Raw genomic sequence first — 16860 nt, forward strand, 5'->3', positions numbered from 1 at the left:
CGACGGCTAAACGGACCCGGGTCCGTTTTTATTCCCACCCCGCGCCCGAGCGTGCTGACTAGGCTGGCGCCCGTGCCCGACCCGCTCCTGCTCCCGATGGCCGACCAGCCCCCGGTCGAGCGAGCGGACGCCGCGCGCAACCGTGAGGCGCTGCTGTGCGCCGCGCGTCGGCTGGTCGAGGAGCGCGGCGTGGGCTGCGTGACGATGGAGGCGGTCGCCGCGGCGGCCGGCGTCGGGAAGGGCACCGTCTTCCGGCGGTTCGAGTCGCGCGAGGGGCTGATGGCCGCCGTCCTGGACTTCTCCGAGACCGCCTGGCAGGCCTCGGTCATCTCCGGTCCTCCCCCGCTGGGCCCCGGCGCCGATCCCTGGGACCGGCTGCTGGCCTTCGGCCGCTCGCGTCTGGAGACGACGCTCCTCCACGCGGACCTGATCCGGGCCGCCGGGGCGACCGGCTCCCGTGCGGCCGGCGCCTACTCCTTCACCGCGCTGCACGTGCAGCACCTGCTCTCCGAGCTCGGGGTCGACGGCGACCTGCCGCTGCTGGCGACGGCCCTGCTGGCCCCCTTGGAGGTCCCGATCATCGAGCGCCAGCAGGCCGGCGGATTCCCCGTGGAGCGGCTGCTCACCGGCTGGGAGGACCTCGCCCGCCGGGTGACCGGTCGCCGCTGAGCCGTCGCCCTACGGGCCGGCGGTCGCCGGCGCGGGGCGGCCGACCTGGGCCAGCAGCAGCCGCAGCGCCGCCCACGCCACGCCCGTTGCGGCACCCGAGACGAGCAGCAGCCCGAGGTCGGGCGAGAAGAGCAGGATGTTGCGGATCGGGCTCCCGTAGAGCCCCGGGACCAGCACGAGCATCACCCAGGCCGCCACCCCGGTCGTCAGCAGCGGGAACCACAGGCTGAACCGCCCGGAGAACCCCTGGCGGCGCTTGCGGCGCAGCTGCTCCCGGTGCCGCCACGCCCACGCCATGCTCACCAGGTAGCCCAGCGGCAGGAGCACGAGCGAGACGAACAGCACCTGCTGGCCCCAGCGACGGCCGGGCCCGACGTACTCGCGCCCCAGCCCGGCGGCGGTGACCGCCTCCCGCAGTCGCGTGGTCTCGGCGAAGCCGGTGCCGCTGCCGGCGTTGACGAGCACCACCACGCCGCGCCGTCGGGCCGGCACCATCGTCGCCTGCGTCTCGACCCCCGGGCTGGTGCCGGTGTGCCACACGGTGTCGCGGTCCACGACCCACCCGAGGCCGTAGTACGGCGACGCCGGACCCGCCGAGCGCATCATCAGCGCCTTGTCCTCGGCGCTGAGCACGTCGTCACGGCCGTTCATCAGCACCTGCAGGTAGCGGGCGACGTCGCGCGCGCTCGCGACCACCCCGCCCTGGGGCGCGGTGAGTCGCTGGGTCGGACGATCGGAGGGCATCGGCCGCTTGGTCCAGAACCACGGCCGGTGCCCCGTGACCATCTCGGGGTGGACCCGCCCGTCGGAGACGAAGCTGTCGGACATCTCGAGGGGGTCCAGGACGTGCTCGGTCACGTAGTCCTCGAAGGACTCCGCGCCGGCGACCTCCACGACCCGGCCGAGCAGCTGGTAGTTGGTGTTGGAGTACTCCCACTTCCCCGGCGCGTGCGCGGGGTCGACGTCGGCCAGGGCCGCCACCCGACGCGCCAGCTCGTCCTCCTCACCCTCCGCGTACGCGTGCGAGGCGTTGCCCTGGGCCGTCGACCAGCCGCTGGTGTGACTGAGCAGCTCCCGCAGCGTGACCGAGCCCGCCGTCGTGCCCCGGAAGGCGGGCAGGTGCTCGCCGAGCTCGTCGTCCAGGTCGAGTCGACCGGCCTCCTGGAGCTGCAGCACGGCGACGGCGGTGATGCTCTTGGAGATCGACCCCAGGACGAACGGCGAGTCCGCGGTCACCGGGTCGGACCCGCCCGCGCGGATCACCCCGCTCGCGCCGGTGACGACCTCGTCCCCCTCGACGACCGCCCAGGCCACGCCGGGCGCACCGGAGCCGGGCAGCTCGGCCGAGACGGCATCCGCGACCGCGCGCTCCACCTCGTCCTGCCACCCGTCCTCGGCGGACAGGGCCGGCCCACCGGCCGCGTGGGCGGCACCGGGGGCCGCCGGACCGACCAGCGGGGCCACCCCCAGAGAGATCAGGAGGGCCGCCAGGAGACCGGCGGGCACCCGGGCGTGGGCGAGGACGTGGGGAACGCGCACCCCTCCATCCTGACCTCACCCCGCCCCGCGCCGCAGGACTTCAGCGGCGTCGGCCGCCGCGTCAGTCGAGCAGGGCGAGGTCGCGACGGACGTACCGCAGGTGGGCCCACTCCTCCTCGAGGATGGTGCGCAGGCAGTCGCCCACGGTCGGACGCCACGCGTCACCGGCCCCGTCGTCACCCCCGCCCCAGGGGTCGGACCGCTCCTCGGCCAGCAGCTCGGGCGTCACCGTGGCGAGGAAGTCGGTCACCATCTGCTGACGCTCCGCGCGGACCTCGAGGACCTCGTCGTGCGAGGGCGGCTCGTCGCGGAAGATCGAGGTGTCGAAGCCCATCTCCTCCGCGCCGGTGAAGACCTGGCCGATCTCGTGGAAGGGCTGCTCGTGCCGCTGGATCGCCCCGCGCAACCAGCAGTCGGTGGCCAGCACCAGGTGCCGCAACGTCTGGGCGAGCGACCACTCGTCCTCGACGTGGTCGTCCCACCGCTCCCGCGGGGTCCCCTCCGTCGTGCTACGCCACGCGGCCTGCACCGCGACCCAGCCATCGCGCAGTCCCTCGGGGGTCGTCGACCTGCTCAGCGCCCGCCCGGGGAAGCGTCGGTCGAGCTCGGCCTCGACCAGGGGCACGACGTCGACACCGTTGACGACCAGCGTCCCGAAGGACAGGTCGTGGCTGTCGACGTCGAGGCCGTCGAGCAGGGAGCTGCGCACGGTCAGGCCGCGCAGGTCGGCCTCGCGCATACGTGCGCCCTTGAAGCTGGCGTCGACGAAGGTCGCGCCCACGAAGTCCTCGGTGTCCCGGTAGGTCGTCATCGACCCATCATGCGCCCGAGCGCCGACAGCGGCGGCGTGGCGCGGTCAGCGGTGGTGGCGGCGCAGCCCGAAGGTGACGGCGTCCAGCAGCGCCTCCCACGAGGCCTCGACGACGTTGTGGCCCACACCGACGGTCCACCACGAGGACTCGCCATCGGAGGTCTCGATCAGCACCCGGGTGATGGCGTCGGTGCCGTGGCCCTGGTCCAGGATGCGCACCTTGTAGTCGATCAGCTCGAGCTTGGCGACCTCGGGGTAGGCCTGCCCGATCGCCTGGCGCAGCGCCTGGTCCAGGGCGTTGACCGGGCCGTTGCCCTCGCCGGTGACGACGTAGCGCACCCCGGCGGCCGTGAGCTTGACCGTCGCCTCCGACAACGCCTCCGCGCCCGGCCCCGCCTGGGTCTCGGTGATCACGCGCCAGGACTCCACGTCGACGTACGACGGGCGGTGGCCCTCGACCTCCTCGACCAGCAGCAGCTCGAAGGAGGCGTCGGCCGCCTCGAAGGTGTAGCCGCGCGACTCCAGGACCTTGACCCGCTCGGTGATCCGGGTAACAAGGTCACGATCGCCGGACAGGTCGAAGCCGAGCTCGCGGCCCTTCAGCTCGATCGACGCCCGGCCGGCCATGTCCGAGACCAGCAGCCGCATGTCGTTGCCGACACCGGCCGGGTCCATGTGCTGGTAGAGGTTCGGGTCGACCTTGATGGCGCTGGCGTGCAGGCCGGCCTTGTGCGCGAACGCCGACGTGCCGACGTAGGGCTGGCGCGACGCGGGCGGCACGTTGGTGACCTCGGCGACCGCGTGGGCGATGCGGGTCGCCTCCGCGAGCAGGCCCTGCGGCAGCACCCGGCGGTCCAGCTTGAGCTCGAGGTTGGCGACGACGGAGATGAGGTCGGCGTTGCCGGTGCGCTCGCCGTACCCGTTGATCGTGCCCTGCACGTGCGTGGCGCCCGCGTCGACGGCTGCCAGCGAGTTCGCGACGGCACAGCCGGTGTCGTTGTGGCAGTGGATGCCGACCCGGCCACCGGTGCTGGACACCACGTCGCCCACGACGTCGCCGACCCAGGTCGGCAGCATGCCGCCGTTGGTGTCGCAGAGCGCGGCGACCTCCGCGCCGGCCTCGTACGCCGTGCGCAGCACCTCCAGCGCGTAGGGCCGGTTGGCGCGGTAACCGTCGAAGAAGTGCTCGGCGTCGAGGAAGACCGTCTGTCCCTCCGCGACCAGGTGGGAGACCGTGTCGCGCACCATCGCGAGGTTCTCCTCCAGCGTGGTGCGCAGCGCCAGCTCGACGTGCCGGTCGTGGGACTTCGCGACCAGCGTCACGACCGAGGCACCGCTGTCGCGCAGCGCGGCGACCAGCGGGTCGTCGGCCGCCGCGACGCCGGCCCGGCGGGTCGCGCCGAACGCGGCCAGCCTGGCGTGCTGGAGGTCCAGCTCCTCGGCCGCGCGGCGGAAGAACTCGGTGTCCTTGGGGTTCGCGCCCGGCCATCCCCCCTCGATGTAGCCGACCCCCAGGCCGTCGAGCTGCCGCGCGATGTTCAGCTTGTCGGCGACGGAGAGGTTGAGCCCCTCCTGCTGCGCGCCGTCGCGCAGGGTCGTGTCGTAGACGTGGAACGCGCCGTGCAGGTCCATCAGGGCTTCTCCTCGGGGGCGGTGCTGGTGTGCGGGCACAAAAAAACCTCTCGCGGACGAGAGGTGGCGCGGCGAGCGGTGCTCGTCGCGCTAGCGAATGATGATGCGGTGGTGCTGCACGTCACCCAGTGAACCACGCACGCCCGCATCGTGGGACGGATGTCCCAGCATCCGGCCGGGGACCCGCGGTCAGCGCTGCAGCGCCGGGACCGTGACCCCGCTGAGGGGGCGGCCCTCCAGCGGCGTCCAGTCCACGCCGTCGAGGGCGAGGTACGCCGCTCCCGCGCCCGCGACCGCCACGAGGGCCAGCGACACCGCCCACACCCCGAGCGTGGCCGACAGCGGCCGCACCACCCGGCCGACCGGTGAGCGGACCCGGCTCCCACCCGGCCCCCACCACAGCGAGCCGACCAGCACCGCACCGGTGACGGCCAGGGTGGAGGGGACGTCGAGGGCCACCGCGTAGCAGAGCAGGCCCGCCGCGAGCGCCAGCCCGAGGGACCACAGCTGCAGCACCAGGGTGGAGGGGATCGACCGCACCAGGTCCCACGGGGCACCCAGCAGCAGCCGCGGCCCGTCCCACCAGCGCCGCCCCCGCTCCTGGCGTCGGGCGCCGACGGTGCCGGCGGCGATCGAGCCGCTGCGCAGCAGCCAGACCAGCAGCATCAGCGAGGTGACCACCAGCAACGGCACGGCGACCACCCCGGCCGTCGCGGCGCCGCCCAGGACCGCCAGAAGAAGGGCCCGCCTGGCCCGCTCGAGCAGCGGCGTCCGGGGCTCGGGCGGGTCCTCGGGCCAGCCCTGCTGGTCGTCCCACGGCAGCACGCGGGTCCCGTGGACGGAGCCGGGGTCGCGCTCGTCGGGCCACTCCCCTTCGAGGTCGCCCTCGAACGGGTCCGTCCCGAGCAGGTCGGTCTCGTCCTGCTCGGCCACCTCGGTCGTCTCGTACGGCGTGGCGGCCGGTCGCCACGGCCGGGTCTCGTCCGGCTCGACCCGCTCCACCGGGACCGGCGGGGGCGGGACGACGCGACGCACCCGGGTCGTCTGGGGGCGCAGCCAGTCGAGGACCTCCCACAGCTCGGGGCGGTTGCCCGGCTCCGGGTCCAGCGCGGCGGCCACGACCCGCGCGAGGTCACCGGTCAGGCCGGAGAGGTCGTGCTCCCCGCGGCGTACCCGGTCCATCACCGCCGCCGACGGGCCACGCCCGAAGGGGGCACGGCCGGTGCCGGCGTAGGCGACGGTCGCGGCCCAGGCGTGCACGTCGGAGGCCTCGGTGGCGTCGTCGCCGTGCAGGATCTCCGGCGCGAGGTAGCCCGGGGTGCCGATCAGCCATCCGGTCTGGGTCATCCGCGGGTCGTCGGCCAGCTTGGCGAGGCCGAAGTCGATGAGGATGGGGGTCCGCCCCTCCATCAGCACGTTGGAGGGCTTCACGTCGCGGTGCAGCACGCCCACGGCGTGCACGGCGTCGAGCCCCTCGGCCAGGCAACCGGCGAACCACAACAGGTCCGCGCCGCGGACCGGCCCCTCCTCCAGGACGTGGTCGTGCAGCGAGAGACCGGGGACGTAGCGGGTGGCGATCCACGGCACCGCCGCCCACGGGTCGGCGTCGACGATCTCGGCCACCCAACGGCTGTGCACGCGCGAGAGCGAGTCGACCTCGCGCTCCAGCCGGGCCCGGCCGTCGTCGTCCCCCACGACGTGCGGGCGCAGCACCTTCAGCGCCACCCGCTGGCCGTCGTCGCGGCGGGCGAGGTGGACCACGCCCATGCCACCCTCGCCGATCTTGGCGAGCAGGCGGTAGCCCCCGACGAGCACGTCGGGCTCCTCACGCGGGCGGGTCGTCACCCGGCGAGGATACGAGTCGCAGGTGGCCGATCGGCGCAGGCGAGGTCCCTCGCCGGGTCACGGGGGCTCAGGAGGAGGGACCCGGGCGCGGTGCCTTGCGGGCCCGGCCGAGCAGGCCGTACGGCGGCTTCTCGTAGGCGTAGGGGTCATTGTCGGGGTCGTAGACGCCGAGCTTCTCGGTGCGGCTGAGCACCACGCCCTTGTGCCACTCCAGCTGACCGCGCAGCTGCGGCATCGTGTAGCTGATCCGGTTCGGGGCGAGCTTGGCGTGGTCGGTGGCCCAGATGCCGAGCTCCTCGCTCTGCGAGACCTGCGGCAGCTCGTAGTACTCCAGCGTGACCCGGCCGTTGTCCCAGACCTTGCCGACGAGGTAGCTGAAGCCGAAGCGGTAGGTGCAGCCGTGACTGACCTGCACCGGCTGGCGCGAGCCCTGCTGGACGACGGTCGCGTCGTGGACCTCGCCGCACAGGTAGAAGTCGGCACCGGTGCGCTTCATCGCCCGCCAGAAGCTGGACCTCTCGGCCTCGGGCATGTGCAGGTTGCCCGAGGCGAAGACGCGGTAGGGACCGAGCGCGGGGATGTGGCCCTGGACGGCCACCACGTGCCCCTTCTTCTTGGCCTTGCGGATCTGCTTCTTCATCCACCGCAGCTGGTCGTCGAAGACACCGAGCCGCACGCCGGCCTCGTGCCGGTGGAAGACGTCGACGGTGATGAGGGTGAAGACGTCACCGAAGGACTCGGCGTAGGCCGTGAACTCGTGCTGGCTGCCCTTGGGGCGCTTGCGGTGGACCGGCCGTCCCTCGGGGGTGCGGGTGAAGTGGTCGGCCCACACCGACTTGGCGTGATCGACGAGGTAGTAGCGGTTGTCGGGACGTCCCTTGTGCGAGCCCTTCGGCGACCAGCGGTCGTTGATCCGGCCACTGCGGTCGTCGAGGATCTCGTGGTCGCCCAGCGCCGGGTAGAGCGGCATGCCGCGCTCGGCGAAGAGCCGCTTGTACTCGCTGTAGTAGACCGACCCTGCCTGCGTGATCGCGCTGCGGCACATCGCCAGGCTGACCTCGTCGGTGCCCTGGCTGACCTGCCCGAAGATCCGGCGGTCGTCGGTGTCGACGTTCCAGCGGCCCTCGACCTGGTCACCGGCGACGAAGACGGCGTCGGGGTTGTGCGAACCGACCGCCCACAGGCAGGAGTCGATGGCCAGCTGCCACCACTGGTTGTGGGAGTTCATCCCGCCGTCCCAGGTCGGGAGGCCCGAGAGGTCGGCGACGTCGGCGTTGAGGAAGTCCGGCATCGAGACGAAGGTGAAGTCCGGCGGGCCGGACACGTCCACGGCGCCGGAGAGGGCCGTACCCGTCGTCCCGAGGATGGCCGCCACCCCGCCCGTGGTCAGCAGGCCGCGTCGTGTCCACACGTCGGTGCTCCCTGGGCGTCGTGGGCGGGCGAGGTCGGGGTACGCCGCGGTGCGTGCCCCTGCGTATTCAACAACGAGGCCGCGGCCGATCCGTCACCGAGGTCGGCGCGGCGCGCCGGCGTGGGCGGGTCCGGCCCGCGGTGGGGCTCAGCAGATGCGGTGCATCCAGCCGAAGGAGTCCTCGGCGCGGCCGAACTGCACGTCGACGAGCTGGCTGCGGACCCGCGTCCACAGCGCGTCGTCGGCCTCGACGGCCGCAGCGGCCGGGGCCGATCCGCCGTCCCACTTCAGCTCACCGACCGGGGTGACGACCGCGGCCGTGCCGCAGGCGAAGATCTCGGTGATCTCGCCGGAGGTGACCCCGTCCTTCCACTCCTGGATGGAGAACTTCCGCTCCTCGACCTGGTGGCCCATCTTCCCGAGCAGCTCGATGATCGAGGCGCGGGTGATGCCCTCGAGGATCGTGCCGGTCTCGGGGGTGACGACCCGCCCGTCGCGGTGGACGAAGTAGAGGTTCATGCCGCCGAGCTCCTCGACGTACTCCCCCTCCTGGGCGTCGAGGAAGACGACCTGGTCGCAGCCCTGGGCGATCGCCTCCTGCTGGGCGACCAGCGAGGAGGCGTAGTTGCCGCCGGTCTTGGCGGCACCCATGCCGCCGCGCCCGGCGCGGGTGTACTCCTCGGTGAGCCACAGCGTCACCGGCTTGACCCCGCCCTTGAAGTAGGCACCGGCGGGGCTGGCGATGACCATGAAGGTGACGTGCTGGGCCGGCCGGACGCCGAGGAAGACCTCGGAGGCGAACATGAACGGCCGGACGTAGAGGCTCTTCTCGCCGCCACCCTCGGGGACCCAGCGGCGGTCGGCCTCGACCAGCGCGTCGACGCAGGCCACGAAGTCCTCGACGGGGAGCTCGGGCAGTGCGAGGCGCTGGGAGGAGCGGACCATCCGCTTGGCGTTCTCCTCGGGGCGGAAGGACCAGATCGAGCCGTCGTCGTGGCGGTAGGCCTTCATCCCCTCGAAGGTCTCCTGCGCGTAGTGCAGGACCGCCGCCGCGGGGTCGATCGAGAGCGGCGCGTAGGGCTCGATGCGCGCGGCGTGCCAGCCGTCGGCGGGGGTCCACTCGACCGTGAGCATGTGGTCGGTGAAGTGGTTGCCGAAGCCGGGGTTGGCGAGGATCTCGGCCAGCCGCTCGTCACTGACGGGGCTGCTCGAGGGCGTGGTGCTGATCTGCATGGGGGACACGGTAGTTCCTTCGATGTCGCGTCGGGGCAGGCCGGTGGAGCGGTGAGTGGTCAACCGATCCACGGTGCGGAACGGTTGACAGCTCACCGCTGATGCGCGCACGCCGCCGGGAGCGGTGGGTGCTCAACCGGTCCGGTCAGCGGAACGGTTGAACACTCACCGCCCAGCGGCGTCAGCCGGCTACGCGCGCGGCGATGGCGTCGCCGACCTCGGAGGTACGCCGAGGGGCGGTGTCGCCCGCCTCGGCGCGCTCGGAGAGGTCGGCCAGCACGGCACGCTCGACGGTGGCCGCGGCCTCGGGGTGACCGAGGTGGTCCAGCAGCAGCGCGGTCGAGAGGATCGCCGCGGTGGGGTCGGCCTTCTGCTGCCCCGCGATGTCGGGCGCGGAGCCGTGCACGGGCTCGAACATGGAGGGGGCGGTGCGGTCGGGGTTCACGTTGCCCGAGGCAGCCAGCCCGATGCCGCCGGTGATGGCGGCGGCGAGGTCGGTGATGATGTCGCCGAAGAGGTTGTCGGTGACGATCACGTCGAAGCGCTGCGGGTTGGTCGTCATGTGGATCATCGCGGCGTCGATGTGCATGTAGTCGACGGTGACGTCCGGGTGCTCCGCGGCGACCTGCTGGGTCAGTCGCCACCACACCGAGCCGGCGTGGACGAGCACGTTGGTCTTGTGGACCAGGGTGAGCTTCTTGCGCGGGCGCTTCTGCGCGCGGGCGAAGGCGTCGCGGACGACCCGCTCGACGCCGTACGCCGTGTTGACGCTGACCTCGGTGGCCACCTCGGCCGGCGTGCCGACGCGCAGCGCGCCGCCGTTGCCGGTGTAGGGGCCCTCGGTGCCCTCGCGGACGACCACGAAGTCGACCTCCTCGCCCTTGAGCACGGCTTCCGAGAGCGGCGAGGTGACGCCGGGGAAGATGCGCGAGGGGCGGAGGTTGACGTAGTGGTCGAGCTCGAAGCGCAGCCGCAGCAGCAGCCCGCGCTCGAGGATGCCCGGGGGCAGGTTCGGGTCGTTGGGCTTGCCGCCCACCGCGCCGAGGAGGATGGCGTCGTGCCGGCGGATCTCACCGAGCACGGAGTCGGGCAGCACCTCGCCGGTGGCGAGGTAGCGCTCGGCGCCGAGGTCGTAGCGGGTCTGCTCGAACTTCACGCCCGACGGGGCGGCGACCTCGAGCACCTTCAGGGCCTCGGGGGTCACCTCCTGACCGATGCCGTCGCCGGGGATGACGGCGAGCTGGACCGAGCCCTGGGCGGGGCTCGAGGCGGTGGTGTCGGGACTAGTCATGGGGCGAACGCTAGTTGTCGTCGGGGCGCTCGCCGCCGTTGTCCCGCAGGTCGAGCGCGCGCTGCAGGGCCTCACGGCTGCGGGGGTTCTCGGGCTTGTGGGCGGCCGGGCCCCACTCGGGGTACATGTCGTACATCGCTGTCTCCAGGTCTCGCGTGTGTCGGATGTGTCGGGTCCCCGGACGGTGGGCGCGGGATGCGCCGTCGACCGGGGATGACGCCGCGGTGGGGACAGCTGTCCGTGGATCGCACGGACGGTCGGGACCGACCAGGAGCGGGTCGCGCGTGCTGCGCCGGCGTACCCGCCGCGGAGTCATCTCGAGCCGAGGAGCACCCGAGGTGTCACGGGGCTGCTCTCGAAGGAGAGGGGTGTGAGACCGGATGCGCACCGACGCCGACCACCGCGGCGAGGGGGCCTCACTCGCAGGTCACGCCTGCTGGGCCTCGCCGCGGCACTCGATAAGTACGAAGATGCTCCGCATGATGAGGCGAGCCTAGGTCGCGCACCGGACGCTGACCACCGGATTCCGGAATCCGTCCACGATGTGGGATCTGCGTCCCGCGATGAAAGACTGGGTCGGTGAGTGCCCCACCCGACCTGCCCGCCGTCGTCGAGCGCGCCTTCGAGGTCTCGCGTCGCTCCGGCTACGTGTCGTTCTGCCGCAACGAGACCGGTCGGCTGCTGGCGATGCTGGCCGCGACCCGCGACGGCACGATGGCGGAGTTCGGCACCGGGTGCGGGGTCGGCACGGCCTGGCTGCGCTCCGGCGTACGCGGGGAGAAGGCGCGGATCGTCACCGCCGAGCTCGACGCGAAGCTGGCGAGGGCGGCGACCGAGATCTTCGCCGACGACCCGCTGGTCGAGGTGCTGGCCGCTGACTGGTCCACGCTGCTGGACCGCGGCCCCTACTCCCTGCTCCTCCTCGACTCCGGCCAGCCCGGCGAGGTGGGCGTCGACGCGATCGCGGACCTCGTGGAGGACGGCGGCATCGTGGTGCTCGACGACTTCACGCCCTGCGAGCAGTGGCCGCCGATCACCTACGGCCGCGTCGACACCCTGCGCGAGCAGTGGCTCACCGACGAGCGTTTCACCGCCGTGGAGGTCATGGTCGCCCCCGACGCCTCTACGATCATCGCCACCAAGCGCTGATGCCTACGCGCCGCGTGCGGGAGTGACCTCTCGACCGCGCACGGGTGACCTCTCGGCGGGAAGGGTGACCACGAGCGGGGGCAGGAGCGCCTGGGTGACCGGGCCGATCGCGAGGGCGTAGAGCACCGTGCCGAGGCCCGCCGTGCCGCCCAGCAGCAGGCCGATCACGACCACGGTGACCTCGAGGGAGGTCCGGACCAGCCGGATGGACAGGCCAGTACGCCGGTGCAGCCCGGTCATCAGGCCGTCGCGCGGCCCGCGACCGAGCTGCGCGCCGATGTAGGCGGCCGTCGCCAGGCCGTTGAGTAGCACGGCGGCGACCATCAGCACGCCCCGCACCGCCAGGGTGTCGGGCCGGTCGAGCACCGCGAGCGTCGCGTCGGCCGCCAGCCCGATCACGATCGCGTTGGAGATCGTGCCGAGCCCCGGGACCTCGCGCAGCGGGATCCACAGGACCATCACGGCGACGCTGGTCAGGATCAGCGCCTGGCCGAGCGTCAGGGGCAGGTGGGTCGCCAGCCCGAGGTGCAGGACGTCCCACGGCGCCGCGCCGAGGCCGGCGCGCACCAGCATCGCGAGCGAGACGCCGTAGAGCAGCAGCCCGGCGTAGAGCTGGACGAGACGACGGGGCAGGCGTCCCGCGCGCAGCTGTGCGAGGGGCCCGAGGTCGGCGAGCAGGGTCATGGCTCCATGGTGCGGCACATTGGACTGTTCCTCGATAGCCAATCGTGGTTCAGTGGACTGCATGCCCCAGTCCAGCTCCGTCACGCCCCCGGGCCCCCTGGGGTCGGTCTCGGCGGCCCGGGTCGCCGCCCTGGTCGACGGCTTCGACCGCTCCCCCGCCTACGCCGGTCTCGCCGACGCTCTCGTGCTGGCCATCGGGGACGGCCGGATCGGCACCGACGTCCGGCTGCCCAGCGAGCGCGAGCTGACCGACGCCCTCCGTGTCTCGCGGACCACGGTCACCCGCGCCTACGCCCAGCTGCGCGAGACCGGGTACGCCGTGGCCAGGCAGGGCGCCGGCACCTTCACCCGGGTGCCCGGCGGGCGGGCCCGCACCCGCGACCGCGCCCTGACGCCCGACCAGCTCGCGGTCGGCCACCCCGACGGGATCGACCTCGGCTGCGCCGCCCCGATGGCCCCGGCCGGGCTCGCGAACGCCTACGCCGAGGCGGTGGGCGAGCTGCCGGCGTACCTCGGTGGGCACGGGTACTTCCCCACCGGGCTCCCCCACCTGCAGGCCGAGGTGGCCCGCGGGTTCGAGGAGCGCGGGCTGCCCACCGACCCCGCCCAGGTGATCATCACCCCCGGGGCGCTCTCGGGCGCCGCGATCGTGGCGCAGGCGCTGGCCCGGCGCGGCGACCGGGTGCTCGTGGAGTCGCCGGTCTACCCCAACGCCACGCTCGCGCTGCGCAACGCCGGCGGTCGGCTCATCGGCGCGCCCGTCGACCCCGAGGGCTGGGACCTCGCGGCCGTGGGCGCCCAGCTGCGCCAGGTCCGCCCGGCGCTGGCCTACCTCGTGCCGGACTTCCAGAACCCCACCGGGCACCTGATGAGCGACGCCCAGCGCGAGGAGTACGCCGGCCACCTGCGCGCCGCCGGCACGGTCGCCGTCGTGGACGAGTCGCTGCAGGCCCTGGCGCTGGACGGTCAGGAGATGCCGCGGCCGTTCGCGGCGTACTCCCCCGGTGCGATCACCATCGGCAGCGCCAGCAAGGCCTTCTGGGGCGGGCTGCGGCTGGGCTGGGTGCGGGTGCCGCCGGGGATGGCCGAGCAGCTGACACGGGCGCGGCTGAGCCTCGACCTGGGCACGCCGGTGCTCGAGCAGCTCGTGCTGGCCCGGCTGCTCGCCGCCGGGCCCGTCCTGCCCGACCAGCTCACGCGGCTGCGGGAGCAGCGCGAGGCACTGCTCGCCGCGCTCGCCGAGCACCTGCCGGCGTGGCGGTGGGTCCGCCCGGGTGGCGGGCTCGCGGTGTGGTGCGCCCTGCCCTCCGGCAGCGCCGTGGGGCTGGCCGACGCCGCCGAGCGGGTCGGGGTGGGCGTGACGCCCGGGCCGCTGTTCGCCGCGGAGGGCGGGCTGGACCGCTTCGTGCGCATCCCCTGGACCCGCCCGGCCGACGAGCTGGTCGGCGCGGTCGAGCGGTTGGCGGCCGTCTGGTCCGACCTCCCCGCCTCCCCGACCCGCACCCGCCCCGGCCGCCCGGGCTCCGGCCGGGTCCTCGTCGCCTGACCCACCCCGCCGAACCGGCGTATCAATACGCCGACTCGACCCAGCCGTGACGCCGAACCGGCGTATCAATACGCCGGCTCGGCCCTGGGAGAGGGTCAGGGCAGGTGGACGGCGCAGGCCCGGCTGGACTCGGTGGCCAGCGCGATCTCGTGCAGCAGGCAGCCGTCGAGGGCGGAGTCGACCTCGAGGACCACCAGGACGTCGCCGCCGGGGGTGCGCCGGGCGACCTGCATGCCGGCGATGTTGACCCCGGCCTCGCCGAGGATGCCGCCCACGGTCCCGACCATGCCGGGACGGTCGCGGTGCACGAAGAAGGCCAGGTGCTCGGCGAGGGCCAGGTCGACGTCGTACCCGTCGACCTCCACCAGCCGCTCGCGCCCGTGCACGACCGTGCCGCCCACCGCGACCTGGCGGCCGTCGGCCAACGTGCCGCGCAGCGTGACCAGGTTGCGGTGGTCGGGGCTCTCCCGCTCGACCACCAGGCGGCAGGCGGTGCCGCGCTCGGCGGCGACCAGGGGCACGTTCACGTACGACACCGGCTCCTCGACGACCTCGTCGAAGACCCCCTTGAGCGCGGCGAGCTCGAGCACCTTCACGTCGTGGTCGGCGATCTCGCCGCGCACCTCGACGTCGAGGGACTGCGCCACCCCGCCGGCCACGGCGGTGAAGACCCGCCCGAGCTTCTCGGTCAGCCCGATGCTGGGGCGGATCGCCTCGGCGACCAGGCCGCCGTGCACGTTGACCGCGTCGGGCACGAGCTCACCGGCCAGCGCCTGCACGACCGAGCGAGCGACGGCGAGCCCGGCCTTCTCCTGCGCCTCGTGGGTGCTGGCGCCCAGGTGGGGGGTGGCCACCACGGTGTCCAGGTCCAGCAACGGCGAGTCGGGGCAGGGCTCGTCGGCGAAGACGTCGACCCCGGCGGCCGCCACGCGGCCCTCCTTGAGCGCCGCGTGCAGCGCGACCTCGTCGACGATGCCGCCGCGGGAGGCGTTGACCAGGAGCACCGAGGGCTTGACCCGGCGCAGCTCCTCGGCACCGACCAGGCCACGGGTCTCGGGGGTGCGCGGCAGGTGGACGGTGATGACGTCCGCCGTGGTGAGCAGCGTGTCGAGGTCGACCATCCGCACGCCCAGCTGGGCGGCGCGGCCGACCGAGACGTACGGGTCGTGCGCGATGACCTGCATCCCGAACGCCGCCAGCCGGTGCGCCACGAGGACACCGACCCGACCCAGGCCGAGCACGCCCACGGTCTTGCCGGCCAGCTCGGTCCCGGTGAAGCGGCTGCGCTCCCACTCCCCCTCGCGCAGGGCCTGGTGCGCCTGCGGGATGTGGCGGGCGGCCGCGAGCAGCAGCCCGACGGTGAGCTCGGCCGCCGAGACGAGGTTGGCGGTCGGCGCGGTGACGACCATGACGCCGGCAGCGGTCGCGGCCCGTACGTCGATGGTGTCCAGCCCGGTGCCGGCGCGGGCGACGACGCGCAGCCGGGGCGCCGCGGCGAGCACCTCGGCGTCCACGCGGGTGTCGGAGCGCACCATCAGGGCGTCGGCGTCGGCGACCGCGGCGAGCAGCACGGCGCGGTCGGTGCCGTCGCAGTGGCGCACGTCGAAGCCGTCGCCGAGGGCCGCCACGGTGGCGGGGCTGAGGGCGTCGGCGATGAGCACGACGGGCTGGCGCGGTGGCACGGGATCCTCGATCCTCGGTGGTGCGGGCGGACTGGCCGGACGATCAGGTGCACCACGTTGTGCCGTCGCTCAGGGTAGCGGAGGACCGCGGCATGCTGTGAGGCTGACCGCATGAGCTCCGGCGCCACCACCAGGGACGACCTCGCGGCCGGGAAGTACATGGCCCTCACCACCTTCCGCCGCACCGGGGAGCCCGTGACCAGCCCCGTGTGGGTGGTGCCGGTCGACGACGGTCGGGTCGGCTTCTGGACCTCCATGGGCTCGGGCAAGACCAAGCGGCTGGCGCACACCGCCCGCGTGGTGGTCCAGCCCTCCGACGCCCGTGGTCGCGTCACCGCCGGCTCCACCGCGCTCGAGGGCACCGCCGAGATGGTCCGGTCGGGGGCGGCCTTCGACGAGGTCAGCGCCAAGGTCCGCGCGAAGTACGGCGTGATGACCACGATCACCAAGCTGCTCGCCAAGGTCGGCCCCCAGGGCCGCAAGGGTCTCTCGTACGCCGACACGGTGGTGCTGATCAGCATCGAGGACGCCACGCCGGCCTGACCCGGCACCTGTGGAACACTCCGCCCGTGGAACCACGGGTCACCGGCGCGCTGCTGTGGTCGCGCGCCCTGCTCGTCGGATCGTTGGTGGTGCTGCTCGGCACCGCCGGACACGTGAGCGCCGGAGGGCTGCTCCCCGCACCGTGGGTCGTCACGGCCCTGGTGGCCTCGACGGTCGTGGCCTGTACGCCGGCGCTGGCCCGGCAGGTCTCCGCGCTGCGCTGCGCGGCGCTGCTGGTCGGTGGACAGGCCGCCGTGCACGTGGTCCTCAGCAGCACCGGCGGCCACGTCGGTGACCCGACCCGGGCCGTCCACGCGGGGCCCGGCCCCGCCTCGCTCCCCCTCGTCGAGGGCCGCCGCGTCGGGTCCCTCCACGACGCCTACACCGCCGCCGAGACCGGCGGTGGCCTCTCGGCGGCGCTGCCCGTCCAGCACCTGGTCACCGACATCGCTGCCCACGCGCCGATGATGGCCGCCCACCTCCTGGCAGCCGCGCTGGTGGGCTGCTGGCTGGCCGTCGGGGAGCGCGCGGCCTGGTCGTTCGTGCGGCTCACGGCCCGTCGCGCGCACGTCGCCGTGCGGGCCGTGGGCCCGGTCCCCGTGCTGCCCACGCACCGCACGAGCGCACCGGTCGGCTGGTCGCCGGTCCGCCCGGCCCCACGGGCGCTGTGGCGCCGTGGCCCGCTGCCCCGCCGCGGGCCACCGGTCCTCGTCTGACCGTCCGCCCCGGCACGCCCCGCTGACGCACGGACCCGGACGGTCGCCGCGCGCCGCCCACGACCCGGCCCGGGTCGCCGGCGGCGTACTCCGTCCTGCCCCGGCGCAC

The 16860-nt window shown here is 73.7% G+C and carries 15 protein-coding genes; 5 read left to right on the forward strand and 10 right to left on the reverse strand.

Features of this window, described 5'->3' with window-relative positions; all coding sequences use genetic code 11:
• Positions 1-72 precede the first annotated feature (72 nt).
• Positions 73-669, forward strand: coding sequence for a TetR/AcrR family transcriptional regulator (locus BKA05_RS11800; RefSeq protein ID WP_343045641.1), 597 nt, complete (start codon positions 73-75; stop codon positions 667-669).
• Positions 670-678: 9 nt separating this feature from the next.
• Here BKA05_RS11800 and BKA05_RS11805 read toward each other — a convergent pair whose 3' ends face one another.
• The 8 genes from BKA05_RS11805 to BKA05_RS20070 form a co-directional block, all read right to left on the reverse strand.
• The gene (locus BKA05_RS11805) at positions 679-2208 is read right to left on the reverse strand and encodes a serine hydrolase (RefSeq protein ID WP_218842397.1); all 1530 of its coding nucleotides are present in this window, start codon (positions 2206-2208) and stop codon (positions 679-681) included.
• 61 nt (positions 2209-2269) lie between these two features.
• Positions 2270-3019 (reverse strand): DinB family protein, encoded by a 750-nt coding sequence (locus BKA05_RS11810; RefSeq protein WP_179531603.1) that lies wholly within the window; start codon positions 3017-3019, stop codon positions 2270-2272.
• Between the two features lie 45 nt (positions 3020-3064).
• The gene (cimA, locus tag BKA05_RS11815; protein WP_179531604.1) at positions 3065-4651 is read right to left on the reverse strand and encodes a citramalate synthase; all 1587 of its coding nucleotides are present in this window, start codon (positions 4649-4651) and stop codon (positions 3065-3067) included.
• 189 nt (positions 4652-4840) lie between these two features.
• Complete coding sequence (locus BKA05_RS11820) at positions 4841-6496, reverse strand: protein kinase domain-containing protein (protein WP_179531605.1); 1656 nt, start codon at positions 6494-6496, stop codon at positions 4841-4843.
• A gap of 67 nt (positions 6497-6563) precedes the next feature.
• Positions 6564-7907: a metallophosphoesterase gene (locus BKA05_RS11825; protein WP_179531606.1), complete on the reverse strand. Its 1344-nt coding sequence runs from the start codon at positions 7905-7907 to the stop codon at positions 6564-6566.
• 147 nt (positions 7908-8054) lie between these two features.
• Complete coding sequence (locus tag BKA05_RS11830; RefSeq protein WP_179531607.1) at positions 8055-9140, reverse strand: branched-chain amino acid aminotransferase; 1086 nt, start codon at positions 9138-9140, stop codon at positions 8055-8057.
• 181 nt (positions 9141-9321) lie between these two features.
• Positions 9322-10431, reverse strand: coding sequence for a 3-isopropylmalate dehydrogenase (locus tag BKA05_RS11835; RefSeq protein ID WP_179531608.1), 1110 nt, complete (start codon positions 10429-10431; stop codon positions 9322-9324).
• Positions 10432-10441: 10 nt separating this feature from the next.
• Positions 10442-10567, reverse strand: coding sequence for a hypothetical protein (locus tag BKA05_RS20070; RefSeq protein ID WP_281364580.1), 126 nt, complete (start codon positions 10565-10567; stop codon positions 10442-10444).
• Positions 10568-11010: 443 nt separating this feature from the next.
• Between BKA05_RS20070 and BKA05_RS11840 the strand changes: the two genes are divergently transcribed.
• Complete coding sequence (locus BKA05_RS11840; protein WP_179531609.1) at positions 11011-11580, forward strand: class I SAM-dependent methyltransferase; 570 nt, start codon at positions 11011-11013, stop codon at positions 11578-11580.
• A gap of 3 nt (positions 11581-11583) precedes the next feature.
• Here the strand turns inward: BKA05_RS11840 and yczE are convergent, their stop codons facing one another.
• A complete protein-coding gene (yczE, locus tag BKA05_RS11845) occupies positions 11584-12264 on the reverse strand; it encodes a membrane protein YczE (RefSeq protein ID WP_179531610.1) in 681 nt (226 codons plus the stop codon).
• A gap of 61 nt (positions 12265-12325) precedes the next feature.
• On the opposite strand from yczE, the gene yczR reads away from it, so the two are divergent.
• The gene (gene yczR, locus BKA05_RS11850; RefSeq protein WP_179531611.1) at positions 12326-13810 is read left to right on the forward strand and encodes a MocR-like transcription factor YczR; all 1485 of its coding nucleotides are present in this window, start codon (positions 12326-12328) and stop codon (positions 13808-13810) included.
• Positions 13811-13905: 95 nt separating this feature from the next.
• On the opposite strand, the gene serA is transcribed toward yczR, so the two are convergent.
• Complete coding sequence (gene serA, locus BKA05_RS11855; protein ID WP_179531612.1) at positions 13906-15492, reverse strand: phosphoglycerate dehydrogenase; 1587 nt, start codon at positions 15490-15492, stop codon at positions 13906-13908.
• Positions 15493-15603: 111 nt separating this feature from the next.
• On the opposite strand from serA, the gene BKA05_RS11860 reads away from it, so the two are divergent.
• Positions 15604-16035, forward strand: coding sequence for a PPOX class F420-dependent oxidoreductase (locus BKA05_RS11860; RefSeq protein ID WP_179531613.1), 432 nt, complete (start codon positions 15604-15606; stop codon positions 16033-16035).
• A gap of 26 nt (positions 16036-16061) precedes the next feature.
• On the forward strand, positions 16062-16751 hold the full coding sequence (locus tag BKA05_RS11865) for a hypothetical protein (protein ID WP_179531614.1): 690 nt from the start codon (positions 16062-16064) through the stop codon (positions 16749-16751).
• Positions 16752-16860 lie beyond the last annotated feature (109 nt).

The organism is Nocardioides marinus (genome assembly GCF_013408145.1).
In the GTDB taxonomy this organism is placed as follows: Bacteria; Actinomycetota; Actinomycetes; order Propionibacteriales; family Nocardioidaceae; genus Nocardioides; species Nocardioides marinus.

Bases quoted from the DNA above. Each gene is read 5' to 3' on its own strand.
- BKA05_RS11810 (WP_179531603.1), bottom strand. From the start codon at position 3,019: ATGACGACCTACCGGGACACCGAGGACTTCGTGGGCGCGACCTTCGTC.
- cimA (WP_179531604.1), bottom strand. From the start codon at position 4,651: ATGGACCTGCACGGCGCGTTCCACGTCTACGACACGACCCTGCGCGAC.
- BKA05_RS11830 (WP_179531607.1), bottom strand. From the start codon at position 9,140: ATGCAGATCAGCACCACGCCCTCGAGCAGCCCCGTCAGTGACGAGCGG.
- BKA05_RS11835 (WP_179531608.1), bottom strand. From the start codon at position 10,431: ATGACTAGTCCCGACACCACCGCCTCGAGCCCCGCCCAGGGCTCGGTC.
- BKA05_RS20070 (WP_281364580.1), bottom strand. From the start codon at position 10,567: ATGTACGACATGTACCCCGAGTGGGGCCCGGCCGCCCACAAGCCCGAG.
- yczE (WP_179531610.1), bottom strand. From the start codon at position 12,264: ATGACCCTGCTCGCCGACCTCGGGCCCCTCGCACAGCTGCGCGCGGGA.
- yczR (WP_179531611.1), top strand. From the start codon at position 12,326: ATGCCCCAGTCCAGCTCCGTCACGCCCCCGGGCCCCCTGGGGTCGGTC.
- BKA05_RS11860 (WP_179531613.1), top strand. From the start codon at position 15,604: ATGAGCTCCGGCGCCACCACCAGGGACGACCTCGCGGCCGGGAAGTAC.